Source organism: Enterococcus timonensis (genome assembly GCF_900104595.1).
Taxonomy (GTDB): domain Bacteria; phylum Bacillota; class Bacilli; order Lactobacillales; family Enterococcaceae; genus Enterococcus_J; species Enterococcus_J timonensis.
In genome coordinates this window covers 121,381-139,787 of record NZ_FNVY01000002.1, presented here as the reverse complement: position 1 = coordinate 139,787, position 18,407 = coordinate 121,381, and the positions used below count along the sequence as shown (strand labels likewise).

The window sequence follows — 18,407 nt, the reverse complement described above, 5'->3', positions numbered from 1 at the left end:
CAAATTATTTTAGATCATTATTTTAAATCTTTTAAGAAACTAACGCCATTTTCTGTTTGCGCCACGCCGAAGTTTTCCGCAATCGTTGCTGAAATATCTGCGTAATGACCTTGGGCAAGGGCGCCGTGGTCTTTCATATTTTTGCTATACACTAATAGTGGCACAAATTCTCTTGTGTGATCTGTTCCAGGGAAAGTTGGGTCGTTGCCGTGATCGGCGGTAATCATTAAAAGATCGTCGTCTTCCATAGCTGCTAAAATTTCAGGCATCCGCGCATCAAACTCATCAATGGCTTGACCGTAACCAACTACATCGCGGCGATGGCCAAATTTAGCATCAAAGTCCACTAAGTTAGTAAAACTAATTCCCGTAAAATCTTTATCCATCACTTTTAACAATTGATCCACGCCATCCATATTGCTCTTAGTACGGACAGAATCTGTTATTCCTTGACCATTGAAAATATCATTGATTTTACCAACAGCAATCACATCTTTGCCGTCTTCTTTTAAATAATCTAAAACTGTTTTACCAAATGGATCCAACGCATAATCATGACGATTACTTGTCCGTTCAAAATGACCAGGTGTGCCCACATAAGGACGAGCAATAATCCGGCCAATCATATAAGGTTCATCTTTAGTAATGTCGCGCACATATTGGCAAATCCGATACAATTCTTCTAGCGGAATAATATCTTCGTGTGCGGCAATTTGTAAGACGGGGTCGGCTGACGTATAAACAATTAAGTCACCTGTTTCCATTTGATGTTGTCCATAATCGTTAATTACTTCAGTTCCAGAATAGGGTTTGTTACAAACAATTCCGCGGCCAGAAAATTTGCGGATTTTTTCTAATAATTCTTCAGGGAAACCATCAGGGAAAACGCGGAAAGGTTTATCGATATTAAGGCCCATAATTTCCCAGTGACCGGTCATTGTATCTTTACCAACAGAAATTTCTTCTAATTTAGTCGCGTAGCCAAGATGATCTTTGACATCTTTAACGCCTTTTAACGGGCGAATGCTCCCGTAACCTAAATTTTCCAAATTAGGAATATGAAGTCCGGCAACTTCAGCAATATGTCCTAAAGTGTCGCTTCCCACATCGCCAAATTTCGCAGCATCAGGCGCTTCGCCAATTCCGACTGAATCCATAACAATTAAGTGTACACGTTTAAACATTTTAATTTCCCTCTTTCTTTATTTTTTTCTCTTTAAAGATAGCACAGAGCTTGCCATTTTAAAAAAATAAAAGAGCAGACTACGGCCGTTGTTCCCGTAGTCCCCCCCTTTTTTAACAATTATTTAGATTTGATATAATTTTGACCATTGGCTTTCGGACCTGATGCCTTGCCTAAGAAGAGGACAAGAACGATGATCGTCAATAAATACGGTGTAATCTGCAAATAGACAGAAGGAATTTTGGAAATCACTGGCAATTGAGCCCCAATAATACTTAAGCTCTGCGCAAAGCCGAAGAAAAAAGCTCCACCCATTGCACCTAATGGATTCCATTTTCCAAAAATCATAGCGGCCATGGCGATAAATCCTTGGCCAGCGATAGTTCCAACTGCAAAATTCCCGGTAATTGTTTGGGCAAAAATAGCTCCACCAATTCCTCCTAAAAATCCCGAAGTTAAAACGCCAGCATATTTTATTCCATAAACATTAATCCCTAACGTATCAGCAGCTTGTGGATTTTCTCCCACCGCCCGCAATCGTAAACCTAAGCGAGTTTTAAAAATTAAAAACCAAGCTAAAAACGCCACTAAAATTGCAATATAAGCAGGCAAATAAGTATTTTTGAAAAAGATTTCGCCTAATACAGGAATTTTACTTAATCCAGGAATGGTGAAGTAACCAAGATTCCCTTTAATATTATCAGTTTGTCCTTTTTGATAAATCACTTTAACTAAGAAAACTGCTAAAGCCGGTGCCATTAAATTAATGACTGTTCCGCTAATAATATGGTCAGCTCGCAGATTAATAGTTGCTAAAGCGTGAATAGCTGAAAAAATTAGTCCTACTAGACCTCCAACTAAAATACCAATCCATGGTGTCCAAGAACCAAATTGTTCAAAAAAAGTAAGGTTGAAAACAACCGAACTAAAAGCTCCCATTACCATAATTCCTTCAAGACCAACATTAACTACACCACTACGTTCAGAAAAAGTCCCTCCAAGCGCTGTAAAAACCAGCGGCGTCGAATAAACTAAAGACGAAGTAATAATTAAATGAATCATTTGAATAGCGCTCATTAAATGGCTCCTCCTTCCTGGTTATGCTTGTCGTCTGTTTTGGTTTCAATTTCTTGAACAACTTGAACTTCTTTTTTACTTCTAGCTGTTTTTGCCAATCCTAGACGAATTAAGTAATTAGCTCCTACAAAGAAAATAATTGATGCAATTACTACGCTAACAATTTCATAAGGAACTTGAGCGGCTGTTTGCATCCCTAAGCCACCAATTTTTAGTACACTAAAGAGTAACGCCGACAACAAAATACCAAAAGAGCTACCTGATCCCAATAACGAAACGGCCATTCCGTCAAATCCAATTGACAGAGAAGCGGTCTGTACAAAGAAATTTTGATACGTTCCTAAACCTTCTACCACACCACCAAGTCCAGCCAACGCTCCTGAGATGACCATCGACATAACGATGGTCTTTTTGCTACTCATTCCGGCGTACTCTGAAGCAAAAGGATTTAAACCAACGGAACGAATTTCAAAACCTAATGTAGTTTTTTTCAATAGAAACCAGACAAAAACCAATGCAATAATTGCTAAAAATAGACCACCATTCACTCTTGATCCACCAAATAATTCGGTTAGCCAAGGAATTCGTAAGCTAGCATTTGGAGAAATTGAATTGGTTGAATCCAATGAAACCCGGAAACTTTCAGGCATAACCACTTGCATCAGGTAAGTTGATGAATATAAAAAGACATAGTTTAGCATTATTGTTACGATTACTTCACTCGTCCCAAAATAAGCGCGTAAAAAACCAGGAATTGCGGCCGCGGCTGCACCAGCTAGTCCACCAACGATAATGCACAAAGGAACTAACAACAGGCGAGGCATGTCAGGAAAAGCTAACGCCATCCAAACACTTGCTACCCAGCCAGCTAAAGCCTGACCAGCTAACCCAATATTAAAAAAACCAGCGGCACTTGCTACCGAAAAACCCAGAGCAGTAAAAATTAAAGGTGTCGCTTGCCGCAAGGTTTCGCCAATAGTTCGATTTGTTGAAAGAGAACCTTTAAGCATTGAAGAGTAGCCCAAAATTGGATTATATCCAAAAGCCAACATAATAACAGCACCTAATAAAAGTCCCAAAACCACCGATAAAATAGGGACAGCTAAGTTTCTAATTTTTTCACTTTTCAAATTCATCTTAAAGGGCCCCCTCTTTTTGTTTCAATTCTGCTTGTGCTTCAGCCAAAGAGGATCCGACCATTAATAAGCCTAATTCACGTTCTGAAGTTTCTTCTGGCCGAACGACGCCAACAATTTGGCCTTGATGAATAACTGCAATTCGATCTGAAACATTCATAATTTCATCAAGCTCAAAGCTCACTAGTAAAACAGCCTTAAAATGATCCCGAGCTTCAATTAATCGTTTATGAATATATTCAATGGCACCTACATCAAGACCCCGGGTTGGTTGAGCCACAATTACGACATCAGTATCTCGATTCAACTCACGAGCGATGATTGCTTTTTGTTGATTCCCACCAGATAATGACTTAGCTGGTACCAACTCGCTAGTAGTTCGAACATCAAATTCTTCAATCAAATCGCGGGCATGCCGATTTATTTCACGATAACTGAGAATTCCACGGTTGCTCAAAGGTTTTTGATAATAAGTTTGTAAAGCAATATTTTCTGCTAAGCTCATTTCTAAGACAAGACCATACTTATGTCGATCTTCTGGCACATGACTAACACCAGTTTCAGTAATCTTTCTCGGATGAGCATTAGTGACGTCCTCACCTTTGACAAAGACCTTTCCACTTTCTACTTTACGTAAACCAGTTAAAGCTTGAATTAATTCCGTTTGACCATTGCCATCAATCCCAGCAATTCCTAACACCTCACCAGCATGTACTTCAAGACTGAGATTTTTAACTGCTTCCAGTCCTCGAGAATCTTTAACTATTAGATTTTCAACCTTCAGCACCGCTTCTTGAGGAACGATACTTTTTTTATCAGTTCTAAACGAAACAGAACGACCAACCATCATATCAGCTAATTCTTGCGAAGAAACGTCCTCTACTTTTACAGTATCAATACTTTTCCCGCGACGAATAACCGTACAGCGGTCGGCTACTTTTTTTATTTCATTGAGTTTATGAGTAATTAGGATAATTGATTTTCCTTCACTAATTAATCCTTTCATAATTTCCATTAATTCATCTATTTCTTGCGGTGTTAACACTGCAGTTGGCTCATCGAATATTAAAATATCTGCGCCTCGATACAATGTTTTTAAAATTTCTACCCGTTGTTGCATCCCGACTGAAATATCACTAATTTTGGCATGTGCATTGACTTCAAGACCATAACGCTTCGATAGTTCTTCAATTTCTTTTTCAGCTTCTTCTTTATTTAAAACGCCGCCTCTAGTTGGTTCGCTCCCTAAAATAATATTTTCAATAACATTGAACGCATCTACCAACATAAAATGTTGATGGACCATTCCGATTCCTAATTTATTTGCCACAGTAGGATTTGATATTTCTACTTTTTGGCCATTCATAAAAATATCACCAGCGGTTGGCTGCAAAAGTCCAGACAAGATATTCATTAAAGTCGATTTCCCGGCTCCATTTTCTCCTAAAAGAGCATGAATTTCTCCTTTTTTAATTTGCAAATTTATTTGATCATTGGCTTTAAAGGTTCCAAATTCTTTAGTAATATCTCGCATTTCGATTACTAATTCTTCTTGCTCCATTCTCACACTTCCTAGCTTAGTTTTTTAAAATTTTCTGTAATCATTCGGTTCCTGGTTGGGTTCCTATCCAAAATAAAGTGTAAACTTTTTCTTGGATAGAAATCAAACTATAAAATAATGATGAACGAGGGCTCAAAACTAGCTGTATTTATCTAGTTTAAGAACCCTCACCCTCATTTTTTTAGAAAAATTTTATTCGGCTGGTTTTTCTGGCACAGTAATATCACCAGAGATAATTTTATCTTGAGCGGCTTTAACTGCTTCTTTGGCCTCATCAGAAATTTGTCCATCCGTTAAACCAACACCTTCAGCTTTCAAGTCGTAAACGACATGTTCGCCTCCAGGAAATTCACCATCATTGGCTTTTTCAGCTAAGTCTTCAACGACAGTTCCAACACCTTTTGTTGTAGAAGTTAAAACAAAATTCGCTGTATCACCAGTTTCTGGATCTTTGTATTCACCTTCATCAGACTGATCACGGTCAACACCAATTACCCAAACTTTTTTATCGCCAGATTCATTAATTGATTTGGCTTCTTGGAAAACACCATTACCAGTACCACCTGAAGCATGATAAATTACATCGGCTCCTTGCGCATACATAGCTTGGGCAATTGTTTTTCCTTTATCCGGTGCATTAAAGTCACCAGCATATTGATTTAAAACTTCAATTTCTTTACCTAATTCTTCAGCTGCTGCTTCAACACCAGCTTTAAATCCTGCGTCAAACCGGTCAATAACAGTTCCTTTTACCCCACCGATGAAACCGACTGTATTTGTTTCCGTTGTATATGCAGCAGCAATTCCAGCTAAATACGCGCCTTCATTATCTTTAAACGTAGCTGCAGAAACATTATCAGGAATTGCTTCATTGCCATCTTTATCTACTGGGACATCATCAATAATTACAAAGTTAACATCTGAACTATTATTTGCTCCATCAACGATTGCAGAAGTTAATTTGTAACCTACACCAAAAATTGTTTGGTAACCAGCATTGATTGCTTGATCAATGTTTGGTGCGTAATCTGATTCGTTAGTGGATTGGAAATAAGCAAATCCGTTATCTTTTGATAAACCATGTTCTTTTCCCCAAGCTTGCATTCCTTCCCAAGCACTTTGGTTAAATGATCGGTCGTCAACTCCACCAGTATCAGTGATGATTGCTGCTGATTTTACATCATCAGCGGCACCAGAATCGCTTCCTGCTGAACTATCATCGGTTCCGCCGCCGCATGCTGCTAAGGTTAATGCAGTTGCTAACGCCATAGCGCCAAATCCAAACAATTTTGCCTTTTTCATTACTGTAAAGCCCCCTATAAATTTTTTATTTTCAATAGTCGGTTAAGACCGATTGACAAAAGTTAATGGTGCTGCGTGTTACATTTGTTTTTCGGTAAACGAATAAGGGAGAAGTTCACTTAAATTCGTTTCCTTTGTTTCACCTGAATCACTTAAAAGAGTGATTGGCATTTCTGGTGCGAAAAATTCAGCCATCACTTGCCGGCAAGCGCCACATGGAGAAATTGGTTCGTCCGTGTGACCGGCAATGAAGAGATGTTTAAAATGCAGATGTCCTTCTGAGACGGCTTTAAAAATCGCCGTTCGTTCAGCGCAATTTGATAAACCATAAGAAGAATTTTCAATATTAATTCCGGTGAATACTTGATTATCATCAGTAACTAAAACGGCACTCACTGGAAAATGAGAATAAGGCACGTACGCCATTTCTAAATTTTCTTGGGCCAGTTTTTCGAGTTCTTGTTTTGTCATTTTTAAACGACCTACTTTTCTTGGCTACTAATAGCAATCGAAGCAGATGCGCCAATTCGACTTGCGCCAGCTTCAACGAGTGCTAAAGCTTCTTCATAAGAATGAACGCCACCAGAAGCTTTGACGCCGATATTAGGTCCAACTGTTTGGCGCATAAGAGAAATGGCATGAACACTTGCGCCACCTTCTTTAGCAAACCCTGTGGAAGTTTTTACAAAATTAGCACCGGCCGCTACTGCTGATTTGCATGCTCGGACAATTTGTTCGTCCGTTAACATTGCCGATTCAATAATGACTTTAACGAGTGCTTTGCCGTCAGCGGCGGCTACAACAGCTTCAATATCTTTTTGCACTTCTTTATCTTGGTCGGCTTTTAATGCGCCGATATTTAAAACCATATCTACTTCATTGGCGCCGTTATGAATGGCGTCTTTGGTTTCGTAAGCTTTCACTTCGCTAGTGTTGGCCCCTAAAGGAAAGCCAATCACGGTACAAACTTTTACGTCACTGCCGGCTAATTTTTCGCTAGCTAATTTCACCCAAGTTGGATTGATACAAACAGAGAAGAAATCATATTGTTTCGCTTCTTCAATTACTTGTAACACTTCTAACTCAGTAGCATCAGCTTTTAAAATAGTGTGATCAATCATTTTATTTAATTTCATAGTAAAATTCCTTTCTGATTTTCGGATTTGGTGCTGCATTATTTAAATTTTGGTGCGGCCTTGCTTTTATTCGTCTTTATTCCGCTTCACTCCGTAATTATATCATGAATTAGAACAGGTTCAATAAATTCTTCGCCAATTAAAATGTTTTCGGCTAGTAATTTTCGTGTTTCCTGCACATTTTTTGAATTGGCATAAATTGTTACCAATATATCGCCCACTTTGACATAGTCGCCCACTTTTTTGTGGAGCATTAATCCGACTGCCGGATCAATCACATCTTCTTTCGTTTGGCGACCGGCGCCCAAAAGCATGGCGGCAATGCCGATTTCGTTAGCAACGATTTTTTGAATGTGTCCTGATTTTTCTGCCAAAAATTCAAATTTGTATTGCGCCGTTAAAAGTTTTTCCGGTTGATCTACATAACTGGTGTCGCCACCTTGACGAGCCACCATTTGTTTAAAGAGTTCTAATGCCTCGCCGCTTGCTAATTTTTCTTTAAGCATCGTGCGGGCTTCATCTAAATTATCAGCTTTTTTGCCAACAACAATCATTTGACTACCTAATACATAAACCAATTCCATTAAATCTTTGGGTCCATTGCCTTTCAGCGCTTGAATGGCTTCGTAAATTTCTAGCGAGTTACCGATGGCTTCACCTAGTGGCTCACTCATATCAGAAATAATCGCCATTGTTTGCCGATTAGCAAGTTTGCCAATGCGGACCATCGTTGATGCCAAACGTTTAGCATCTTCAATATTTTTCATAAAGGCCCCTTCACCAGTGGTCACATCTAGCACGATGGCATCGGCTCCGGCGGCGATTTTTTTACTCATAATGGAAGAGGCAATTAAAGGAATGGAATCGACAGTCGCCGTAACATCGCGCAAGGCATATAATTTTTTATCAGCCGGGGCTAAATCTCCTGATTGACCAATAACGGCTACTTTTATATCGTTGACTTGTTGAATAAAATCTTCTTTAGAAATTTCTACTTGAAAACCTGGAATGGCTTCAAGTTTGTCCAAGGTGCCCCCGGTATGTCCTAAACCGCGGCCACTCATCTTAGCCACCGGCACGCCGCAAGCTGCCACAAGCGGTGCTAAAACTAAAGTCGTCGTGTCACCAACGCCACCGGTTGAATGTTTATCCACTTTCACCCCAGCAATTTCAGACAGATCAATTGTTTCGCCGGAATTAGCCATGGCTTGCGTTAATAATGTAATTTCTTCGTCCGTCATATCTTGATAAAAAATCGCCATTAAAAGAGCTGACACTTGATAATCGGGAATCTCACCGTTTGTATAACCATTAATCCAAAAATTTATTTCTTCTTGAGTGAGAGCACCGCCGTCACGTTTTTTTTCAATCAAGTCCACCATGCGCATTTGGTCAACACTTCCTTTTATTTACTTAACTACTTAATATTTTTTGTGAAACGTTATCTTACTATATAAAATTACCACCATCAGTAAGCGGTGTCAACACTTATTGTAAGATTTACTTTAATTTACTTAACGAACAAACCGTTGACAGAAAACTCCTCATATAAAAAGAAATTCCTTCTATTAAAAAAACAAAAATATTTGCTGAGGAAAAAACTTTTTGTCAGGATTTATTTTGAAAATCGCTGACAAATTCAAATGAAAATCAGCAGAACGCTTGTTATTTAATTCGATTTTATTCGTCTTTATTTATCTTTAATAGTGTAACAAAAAATCTATATATTGAATAGTTTTAGTTGAAATTTTGTAAAAAATACTTTATCTAGTTGTTGGCAAAAAAAAAACGACGGACAGAAAAAATATCCGTCGCCGTTTTTTTGGTATTTTTTTATTGCTTGATACTTTGCAAAATGTAATAACCTTTGTCTTTTTTTAAAACTTGCACATTGCCAAAAACTTCTAACATTTTTTTCTCAGCCGAGGGTGCCCCTTGTTTTTTTTGTAAAACAATGGTTAAAGTGCCCCCTGTTTTTAACAAATCATAAGCGCCACTTAAAATTTCATGGACTACCGATTTTCCAGCCCGCACTGGCGGATTAGAAACAATCGCCGCAAATTCTTGTTCATGGAGCTCTTGATAAATATTTGATAAATGAATCTCAACATTTGAAATCTGATTAGCACTGGCATTTTTCACCGCCAAATTTACGGCCCGTTCATTGACATCAATCATTTCCACTAGCGGAAAATCCGGCGCCAAACTTAAGCCAATCGGACCATAACCACAACCGACATCTAGGAGCGGCCCTTGTAGTAAGTTGTCTGGGCTAAACGTTTCAATTAATAAACGCGAGCCAAAATCAATTGTCGATTTAGAAAAAACCCCAGCATCCGTAGTAAAATGCAGCTGACGATTTTTTAAAGTATAGGTGAAAGTCGTCTCGTTGTGCTCAACATTGGGATTTTTCGTAAAATAATGATCCCCCATTTACACTTCCAACTTCTTAAGCTCTAAAATTTTAATATTTCTAGCAATCAAATTGCCTAGCAGTTCATTGCCCCATTTGGACAAATGCAAGCCGTCTGCCAAAAGAAATTCGTCGGCTTTAGGGTAAACGGTCATATGGTAGGCCAAATCAAGATGCGACAAATTATTTTCTTTAGCGTAATCAACCAAAGCCTTGCCGTAACTATGAATATCCTGCCCGCGACGATCTTCATGATGCAACTTAGGATCCACATAAGCCGGCGTAATCAAAATCACTTTGTCCGGACCGATTTTTTCAGTCAGCGATTGAATATTTTTTATATATTCTTCTTTAGTGACCTCATTATGGAGCAAATCATTGCCAAAAAAGACCGTCACGTAATCAGGATTTTCGGCCAAAACTTCCGGTAGACGCTTCAAGGCATCAAACGTTGTATCCCCCCGATGACCAAAATTTTTCACCGTCATGGGAAAACCCATATTTTCTAAATCTTGTGCGACTTCTTGTGTCAACACGTCACTTGTCGTCTGCCCATCAAAGCCGGCGGTCAAACTATCACCAAAGAGCACCACTTTTTTCATAATAAAACCTTCTTTCTGATTAAATTGCATTTTTGTTGGATTTTTTTACAAATGTTTCTTAGCATTTGTTTTTTTAATTTAACTTTTACTACAGCTAATTTTTGGCAATCTATTTTTCAATCTAATAGTAGCATTTTTTTCAGCCCTTGACGATTTTTAAAGCCCCTAGCAGTTTACCCCCTATTTAAAACATGCTAGAATACAAAAGAAGTAAAAGGATGTGTTTTGGGTGCTGAGCACTGTAAGAAAATAGGACAATGGTGGATGACTGCAAAGCAGTCAGGAAGTACTGTTTCTTTTTTCCTAGGCACTGCGCCTGAGACACCGCCTATCAAGGTCGTGTTTTCATCGCTTTAAATCGATGAAAAATAGATAATTGATGTTTAGCACCACTGGGGGAAACTATTTAATGGAAGATTTTATGAATTACTATGCGATCAAGCGCCGGGATTGGCGCCATTTTTATAAAGATGGCGTTCCGTTGATTACCGAAGAAGAGCTGCAAAAAATCAAAGGATTTAACGACCGCATTTCGCTACAAGATGTACAAGATATTTACGTCCCACTGACCCATTTGATTCATTTATATATGAAAGAATTCGAGTCATTGCAACTAAGCAAAGGACTTTTTTTACATCAATATCAAACGGTTCCGCCATTTATTGTAGGCATCGCCGGCTCTGTCGCTGTAGGAAAATCCACCACCGCCCGCCTTTTGCAAATTATTTTGCAGCGGACGTTTAAACGACGTAGCGTCGAACTAATTACAACGGATGGTTTTTTATATCCCAATGCGGAACTTAAGCGCCGGAATTTAATGGAGCGCAAAGGATTTCCGGAAAGTTATAATATGGAACTTTTGGTTGAATTTCTAAACGCCGTCAAATCTGGCCAAGAGGATATTAAAGCGCCCCTTTATTCTCATGAAGTTTATGATATTGTGCCGGGCGAATTTGAGTATATTAATCAGCCAGATATTTTAATTGTTGAAGGGATTAATACGTTGCAGCTGCCGGCTAATCAGCAAATTTATGTTTCGGATTTCTTTGATTTTTCGATTTTTGTCGATGCCGACTCAGTTCTCATTGAAAAATGGTATCTTGATCGTTTTAAAGCTTTGTTGGCCTATGCCAAAGACAAGCCGGAAAATTATTATCATACATTTACCAAATGGCCTGAAGAAGAAGCCTTTGCCGTGGCCAAGCAAGTCTGGCAAGATGTCAATTTGAAAAATCTGCAGGAATACATTTTACCGACGCGCAATCGGGCGGATTTTATTATTCATAAAACCAATCACCACATGGTTGATGAGATTTTTTTGCGGAAATATTAAGAGAATCCTCAAAAAAGTTGACTCTACCGAAATTTCAGGTACACTTTTGTGAAAAGCTTTGAAAAAAATTAAAGGACAGGTGAAAAATTAGTGACCTCAACTATGGCAACAAATGATCTAGAAAAAATTATCGTTCTTGATTACGGCAGTCAATATAACCAACTGATTACGCGGCGGATTCGCGAGTTTGGCGTTTTTTCGGAATTATTAAGCCATCGCACCACCGCAGCAGAAATTAAAGCAATGGCGCCAAAAGGAATTATTTTTTCTGGCGGACCTAATTCAGTCTACGATGAAAATTCTTTTCCCGTCGATCCAGAAATTTATGAACTGGGTATTCCGATTTTAGGTATTTGTTACGGGATGCAGTTGATGACTTACAATCTAGGCGGCAAAGTGCAACCGGCCAATAACCGCGAGTATGGAAAAGCCGAACTGGAAGTCCTGAGCGATCAAGCAGTTTTATTTAAAAATACACCGCAAAAGCAAACTGTTTTAATGAGTCACGGTGATCTAGTGACTGAACTTGCTCTCGGTTTTGAGGCTGTGGGTACGAGTCGCGACTGTCCGATTGCCGCTATTCAAGATGTGAATCGCAATTTTTACGGCATTCAATTTCACGCCGAAGTTCGCCACACAGAATATGGCAATGATATTTTGCGCCATTTTGCCTTCGATGTTTGTGGTTGCACAGGCGATTGGTCGATGGATAATTTTATCGATATGCAAATTGAAAAAATCCGCGCGCAAGTCGGCGACAGCAAAGTTTTGCTTGGCTTATCCGGTGGTGTGGACTCTTCTGTCGTTGGTGTTTTACTGCAAAAAGCAATTGGTGATCAACTCACTTGTATTTTTGTCGATCATGGCCTACTCCGGAAAAATGAAGGCCAACAAGTTATGGAAGCTCTCGGCGGAAAATTTGGCTTGAATATTATTAAAGTCGATGCCAAAGATCGTTTCTTAAACAAACTCGCTGGCGTTTCTGATCCTGAAACCAAACGGAAAATTATTGGCAATGAATTTATCTATGTCTTTAACGATGAAGCTATTAAATTAGCTGGCGATGTGGGGATTGATTTTCTGGCGCAAGGCACGCTTTATACTGACGTGATTGAAAGTGGCACGGAAACGGCCCAAACAATTAAATCTCATCATAATGTCGGCGGCCTTCCAAAAGATATGAAATTCCAATTAATTGAACCTTTGAACACTTTATTTAAAGATGAAGTCCGCGCTTTAGGCACTCAACTTGGCATGCCTGATAGCATCGTTTGGCGCCAACCATTCCCTGGACCAGGTTTAGGTATTCGCGTTTTAGGCGAACTTTCTGAAGAAAAATTAAAAATCGTCCGCGATTCTGATGCTATTTTGCAAGAAGAAATTAAAAATGCCGGTCTTGAGCGAGAAATCTGGCAATACTTCACCGTCCTTCCTGGCATTAGAAGTGTTGGCGTAATGGGCGATGGCCGGACTTATGATTACACTGTCGGCATCCGCGCTGTAACTTCCATTGACGGCATGACCGCCGACTTTGCTCGCATACCTTGGGACGTTTTGCAAAAAATTTCCGTCCGCATTGTAAACGAAGTCGCCCACGTCAATCGCATCGTTTATGATATTACAAGTAAGCCACCTGCAACTGTAGAGTGGGAATAAAAAGTACATGTAAATTGAACCCGGAATGTTGATTTAACGGCATTTTCGGAAGATACAAAGGATACGATTGGCGGGGGAATTATTACGTTCCCCGCCAGAATCCCCGCCAAGTTTGGGCCGATTTAGGGCCGAGCTGGCGGGGATATTTTTGTGCGACGTCTTACAGTCAGCGGCATATTAGGTAAGAGTGTGAAATTTTCTTCGCCGTCCTATCTAGACGATGAAATCTTGTTGTGCTATGCTGTACACAATCAAGGGCTCTTATGATGTAATTACGGACAACTTGTTCGCTATAATTATTTCGGCTCTGTGTCAAATGGTGTTGATTAATAGTTTTTATCTTTTGAAAGGTCCACTCTTCGGAGTGGATTTTTTGTTATTGAACCGAAAAATATCGTCTGTGAAGCCAGATGGCCACAATTATGCTTTGTAACACTGTTTTTGGGTATACTGCTCCCCGGGGTGTCGGACACTGACTTTGCTAAGCAATCAGTTGGTAGATCCGTTCAAACATCCGCTCTTGATTGGCGAATCCATAACAGCTACGCTTTAGCGCTTTGATCTTACGATTGATGCCTTCTAGCGGGCCATTTGAAAGCCTGGTTTGCGAAGCATTCAAAACCCCTTTGAGGTTTTTCCTTAGTGTGGCAATGGCGATGTCCATTGGCTCACCGCACGACCTGTAGGTCTTGATGAGGTTACTCAGGCGCTCTGTTTGTGAATTAAGTAAAGCATCGTGAATGTCGATATAGGTCTCATAAGCATTGTGTAAGTTTGGGAAAGGCGTGATGCCAATATCGATGAGTTCTTGGTCGGTCAGGCTTTCGTTTATGCCGAAGCGGTAATGTTTAGTTTTGGCGTCTGGATCGGCTTTATGGTAGATTTTCCAGTTTGGTTTTAACGCCTTGTACACTTGAGAATGTTTATCCTTGATTTGCCGTAGCGCTTGAACGCGCATCTGGTCCATCGCTCGACCTAGCAGTTGAATGATATGGAAACGGTCGATGACAATCTCGGCGTTAGGGAAGAGCTCGTGAACAAAGTTCTGATACGCAGCGTTCATATCCATACAGATATGCTTCACCTTCGCTCTTTCGTCTCTAGAGTAGTTTTCCTCGAAGAATTTTTTGATGGTGTCTGAGAGCCGATCACCAAGCACAGTCACACGTTTGTGTGTATCAGCGTCGATACAGATAAAGGCCATTTGTGAGTGAGTTGAGCGAAACTCATCGAAACAAAGGTTGGTTGGGAGATAGTTGAGCGGTCGCGGATTGATATTATCATCAAGGATGCGTCCAACGGTCGTGGTCGAAATGCCAGTGATTGAGGCAATGCTCTTACTAGTAGTCGATTTCATTGCGAGCTTTAAGGCGTACTCAACTAGGCCATTTGAGATTGAATACTTGGGCTTAACTACCGAGGTGGTGGCAGTCAGAGTGGATTTACAATTACCGCAGCGCCAACGCTGCTTATCGATCGCTAGGAGTACTGGCCGGTCTGTTGGGCCATTAACGTGAATATGAGTACGAATGTGCCCATTGCGCCGCAATGTCGACATTCCACAATAGGGACAACGTTCCAGAAAGTAAGTTAGTTCTGCGTGAATGACCTGATACCTCTTGCGACCTTGACCGCGGCCGCGGTATTCATCTCTCACATCAGAAACATGGATATTTGTATCTGTAATTCCGAGCAATTTAAGCGTACTATCAATGTTGGACACCTGTTCATTACCTCGCTTTGTTTGGGTTTGGTCGCTTAAAGCATAGCACCGGGGAGACCAGGTGTCTTTTTGTTATCTAAAAAGGGTCTAGCATCTCCAGTGTTGATTACTACCAACACCAAAAATTCTAGACCCATTATTTCAAAGGAGTCTTTTATTATGCCTATTAAATCTTCCAATCGATATTCACCTGAATTTAAGTCATCTATCGTGTCATTACACAAAAAGGGTGCTCTTCTAATTCCTTAGCTAAGGAATACAACGTTAGTGTCTCCACTGTTACTAAATGGATTAACCAAGCTGATCCCAATAATACCCAGGTCCTTTCGGACCATGAACGAGCCCTAATCAAGGAAAACCGCCGACTTAAGGAGGAACTTGATATTTTAAAACGAGCAGCGGTGCTGTTGGCAAAAAACTAATAGCTAAAGGACGAGCAGTCGTTTTAGAAATTGTCCAAGCTAATTTGCAAGCAAAGCACCGCATTACTCATATTTTAAGAATGCTAAAGATTCCCCGTTCCACCTATTACAGTTATCGTCATTGGCAACCCAGTAAAACTGCCTGCCGACATCAATTAATCAAAAAACAGTTATTATCACTTTGGTTAAAATATCCCATGTATGGTTATCCTAGATTAACGGTAGCGCTCTACCAAATGCTTGGTTTAAAAGTCAGTCAATGGCTGGTCTACCGCTTGATGAAAGAATTAGGGATACGATCGCGGATGGTCAGAAAGATCAGTAAACCGAAAACCCACACTGAGTATCCGCAACGGCCCAATCTGATTAAAGACTTAGCTGATCAGACCAGGGTACTCGTAACCGATATTACCTACATTCCGCTTCAACGTTCATGGCTCTATTTAACCAGTGTTTATAATCCGACCACCCGGCGGGTGATCGCTTATAATATCGGATCTGAGATGACCCAGGAACTGGCTACTGCACCAATTAAAACTATTTTAAAGCGTTCAGATCAACCAGTCATCATTCATAGCGATATGGGAAGTCAATACACCAGTGCCTTATTTGAAAGCACTCTGGCTAAAGCTGGTATTAAACATTCTTATTCCCGCCAAGGATGTCCGGGAGATAATGCCCGGATCGAGAGTTTTCACTCACTTTTAAAACGCGAATATGTGAATAACCACTCCTTTAAAAATGTTCATGAAGCTATTGCTGGTATTGATCGCTTGTAAATGGCGGTCATAAAATGTAGGAAAATGGCAATGCAGAATTGTCGGTTTTCCTACATTTTTTGATACCATGTTTCTCATCGTAACCAAGGAGGTTCAACACGATGAGACATGATATTCGCCAAGGAGTGAAACAATATATGAACGACGATATAAAGCCAAATTATGCCGCCTTAGCTCGCCAGTACAACGTAGATTATCGGACCGCTAAGCGTGCCTTTGAAGAAGCTCGTGATGATTCAATTCTCGGCGTTCACGTTCAGCAGCGTCCTAGTTTGCTTGATGACTACCGTGACGTGATCAACGCTAAGTTAGAACTACACTGCTCAGCCATGTCGATTTTTCTCTTCATCAAGAAGAAAGGCTTTCAGGGCCACTACACTATTGTGCGAGACTACTGCAGCAAAGTTCGCAAGCAACGGATCCAAAAGGCAACTATTCGAGTTGAGCACACGCCAGGCCTTTCCGGCCAGGTAGACTGGAAAGAAGAGATGACCTTGTACAGCAGCGATGGCACACCCTATCGATTCAACATCTTTCTTTATGTGTTACCGTACTCCAAGCTGAAATACATGACGTTGATATTTGAACGTAGCCAAGACACGTTGTTCGAGTGTCTAGAAGACGCGTTTGTGCACACGGGCGGTGTCCCGACGGAGATTTGGTTTGACAACATGAAACAAGTCGTCGATCACACAAAATCTTCGTTTGGACATCCAGTTTTCAATGAACGGTTTCGTCAGTTTAGTCAGGATGCTGGTTATAAGCCAATCGCCTGTCGGCCATTCCGCCCCCAAACAAAGGGAGTTGTCGAGGCACTGGCGCGCACCACTGAACGCTTGCGCGTCTATAATTACGAATTTACGGACGGTGTCGAGCTAATCAACCTCGTTGACGATTTCTGTGAGGAGTTGAACCATGAGGTCTCACAGGCCACCAACGAAGTTCCACTGTACAAGTGGCAAGACGAAGAAAAAGAGTACCTGCATCAGCTACCAGACGGTCTACTTGAGCCCTTCTTCGAAGAAGGCATTCGCCGTGTCGTGTCGAAGGAATCAATGGTGGTCTTTCGCAAATGTAAGTACTCGGTAGATCCACGCTACATCGGTCGCACAGTTGACGTTGAGCTGACCAATGATGAGCGCCGTATCCAAATTAAGTATAACGGAGAAATGATTCGGGCGCACGACATCACCACTCATCAGTTTAATTATAATGAGCATGATCGGATGGAGATCCTTCGTTCTGATTTACTGAAGGGTCGGAGCGACAAGGACATCGAAGCGTACATTACTGAACATCTAAGTCAGTATGACGAAGTGTGAGGCCGCCATGACAAGTAATTTTCAAGCAGTACTGAATAACCTCGATGAGCTTGGCTTGAGTAAGATGAATGCCTATTTGCCAGAATACATTGACCAAATCAATTCGCAGCAACTCTCTTTTACTGAGGCATTGCTTGATCTAACGGAGAGAGAATTGACCTGGCGGGAAAGCCGGCAGATTGGTCGCGTGATTGAACGCGCCAGATTTCCCCAAGAGAAAACGTTAAAGGAATTCGACTTTGCCTTTCAGCCGAGTATCAATCCTCAAGAAATCAAAGGTTTCAAAGACCTCGCGTTTCTAGAGAAACACGAAAACCTGATTTTTATAGGTAGTCCGGGAGTTGGTAAGACTCATCTTGCCATCAGCATCGGTATTGAGGCCTGTAAGCAAAATAAGCGGACATTGTTCGTCAACTGTCATGACCTACTTCTACGGCTCACGACGTCATATCAAAAAGGGACTCTGGACAGGGCCATTCACCAGTTTTCCAGGTATGACTTACTGATCATTGATGAAATCGGCTATCTGCCAATCGATCACGACGAGGCCAATCTCCTGTTCCAAGTGATCAACGCCAGATATGAGCAGCATTCGACTATCATTACGAGCAACAGTGAACTCTCTACCTGGGTAGACATCTTTCAAAATCCCACCGTAACGGCCGCCATTCTCGATCGATTAGTGCACCATGCCCACGTGATTAAGATCACTGGCAAATCCTATCGACTACGAAGTGGTGGGTAAGCGCCAAAAACCTACAT

Annotated in this window: 16 protein-coding genes and 1 pseudogene; 5 read left to right on the top strand and 12 right to left on the bottom strand. The window is 40.7% G+C overall.

The window, feature by feature from the left end:
• Positions 1 to 17 precede the first annotated feature (17 nt).
• The 10 genes from deoB to BQ5341_RS00900 form a co-directional block, all read right to left on the bottom strand.
• Positions 18 to 1,184 carry a phosphopentomutase gene (gene deoB, locus BQ5341_RS00945; protein WP_071130191.1) on the bottom strand — a complete coding sequence of 389 codons (1,167 nt, stop codon included), beginning with the start codon at positions 1,182 to 1,184 and terminating at the stop codon, positions 18 to 20.
• 119 nt (positions 1,185 to 1,303) lie between these two features.
• Positions 1,304 to 2,260 (bottom strand): ABC transporter permease, encoded by a 957-nt coding sequence (locus BQ5341_RS00940; RefSeq protein WP_071130190.1) that lies wholly within the window; start codon positions 2,258 to 2,260, stop codon positions 1,304 to 1,306.
• Positions 2,260 to 3,396: an ABC transporter permease gene (locus tag BQ5341_RS00935; protein WP_071130189.1), complete on the bottom strand. Its 1,137-nt coding sequence runs from the start codon at positions 3,394 to 3,396 to the stop codon at positions 2,260 to 2,262. The genes BQ5341_RS00940 and BQ5341_RS00935 overlap by 1 nt, the downstream gene beginning before the upstream one ends.
• Position 3,397: 1 nt before the next feature.
• Positions 3,398 to 4,957, bottom strand: coding sequence for an ABC transporter ATP-binding protein (locus tag BQ5341_RS00930; RefSeq protein WP_071130188.1), 1,560 nt, complete (start codon positions 4,955 to 4,957; stop codon positions 3,398 to 3,400).
• A gap of 192 nt (positions 4,958 to 5,149) precedes the next feature.
• The gene (locus tag BQ5341_RS00925) at positions 5,150 to 6,259 is read right to left on the bottom strand and encodes a BMP family lipoprotein (RefSeq protein WP_071130187.1); all 1,110 of its coding nucleotides are present in this window, start codon (positions 6,257 to 6,259) and stop codon (positions 5,150 to 5,152) included.
• Positions 6,260 to 6,337: 78 nt separating this feature from the next.
• A complete protein-coding gene (locus BQ5341_RS00920; RefSeq protein ID WP_071130186.1) occupies positions 6,338 to 6,730 on the bottom strand; it encodes a cytidine deaminase in 393 nt (130 codons plus the stop codon).
• A gap of 11 nt (positions 6,731 to 6,741) precedes the next feature.
• Entirely contained in the window at positions 6,742 to 7,395 is a 654-nt protein-coding gene (deoC, locus tag BQ5341_RS00915; protein ID WP_071130185.1) for a deoxyribose-phosphate aldolase, read from the bottom strand.
• 86 nt (positions 7,396 to 7,481) lie between these two features.
• Positions 7,482 to 8,783 (bottom strand): pyrimidine-nucleoside phosphorylase, encoded by a 1,302-nt coding sequence (locus BQ5341_RS00910; RefSeq protein ID WP_071130184.1) that lies wholly within the window; start codon positions 8,781 to 8,783, stop codon positions 7,482 to 7,484.
• A 445-nt stretch (positions 8,784 to 9,228) separates the two neighbouring features.
• Complete coding sequence (locus BQ5341_RS00905; protein WP_071130183.1) at positions 9,229 to 9,828, bottom strand: class I SAM-dependent methyltransferase; 600 nt, start codon at positions 9,826 to 9,828, stop codon at positions 9,229 to 9,231.
• Positions 9,829 to 10,410, bottom strand: a complete 582-nt coding sequence (locus BQ5341_RS00900; protein WP_071130182.1) for a GDSL-type esterase/lipase family protein — start codon at positions 10,408 to 10,410, stop codon at positions 9,829 to 9,831.
• A gap of 409 nt (positions 10,411 to 10,819) precedes the next feature.
• Here BQ5341_RS00900 and coaA point away from each other — a divergent pair, with 409 nt between their 5' ends.
• Positions 10,820 to 11,743 carry a type I pantothenate kinase gene (gene coaA / locus BQ5341_RS00895; protein ID WP_071130181.1) on the top strand — a complete coding sequence of 308 codons (924 nt, stop codon included), beginning with the start codon at positions 10,820 to 10,822 and terminating at the stop codon, positions 11,741 to 11,743.
• A 102-nt stretch (positions 11,744 to 11,845) separates the two neighbouring features.
• Positions 11,846 to 13,399, top strand: coding sequence for a glutamine-hydrolyzing GMP synthase (gene guaA / locus BQ5341_RS00890; protein ID WP_071130365.1), 1,554 nt, complete (start codon positions 11,846 to 11,848; stop codon positions 13,397 to 13,399).
• Positions 13,400 to 13,880: 481 nt separating this feature from the next.
• Here the strand turns inward: guaA and BQ5341_RS00885 are convergent, their stop codons facing one another.
• A complete protein-coding gene (locus BQ5341_RS00885) occupies positions 13,881 to 15,122 on the bottom strand; it encodes an ISL3 family transposase (protein WP_071130180.1) in 1,242 nt (413 codons plus the stop codon).
• 35 nt (positions 15,123 to 15,157) lie between these two features.
• Positions 15,158 to 15,301 (bottom strand): hypothetical protein, encoded by a 144-nt coding sequence (locus tag BQ5341_RS10535; RefSeq protein ID WP_162493214.1) that lies wholly within the window; start codon positions 15,299 to 15,301, stop codon positions 15,158 to 15,160.
• Here BQ5341_RS10535 and BQ5341_RS00880 point away from each other — a divergent pair.
• The 3 genes and pseudogenes from BQ5341_RS00880 (at position 15,282) to istB (ending at position 18,390) form a co-directional block, all read left to right on the top strand.
• Positions 15,282 to 16,323, top strand: a pseudogene (locus BQ5341_RS00880) (IS3 family transposase). The gene BQ5341_RS10535 and the pseudogene BQ5341_RS00880 sit on opposite strands and share 20 nt — an antisense overlap.
• 101 nt (positions 16,324 to 16,424) lie before the next feature.
• Positions 16,425 to 17,645, top strand: coding sequence for an IS21 family transposase (gene istA, locus BQ5341_RS00875; RefSeq protein WP_071130179.1), 1,221 nt, complete (start codon positions 16,425 to 16,427; stop codon positions 17,643 to 17,645).
• A 7-nt stretch (positions 17,646 to 17,652) separates the two neighbouring features.
• The gene (istB, locus tag BQ5341_RS00870; protein WP_071130363.1) at positions 17,653 to 18,390 is read left to right on the top strand and encodes an IS21-like element helper ATPase IstB; all 738 of its coding nucleotides are present in this window, start codon (positions 17,653 to 17,655) and stop codon (positions 18,388 to 18,390) included.
• Positions 18,391 to 18,407 lie beyond the last annotated feature (17 nt).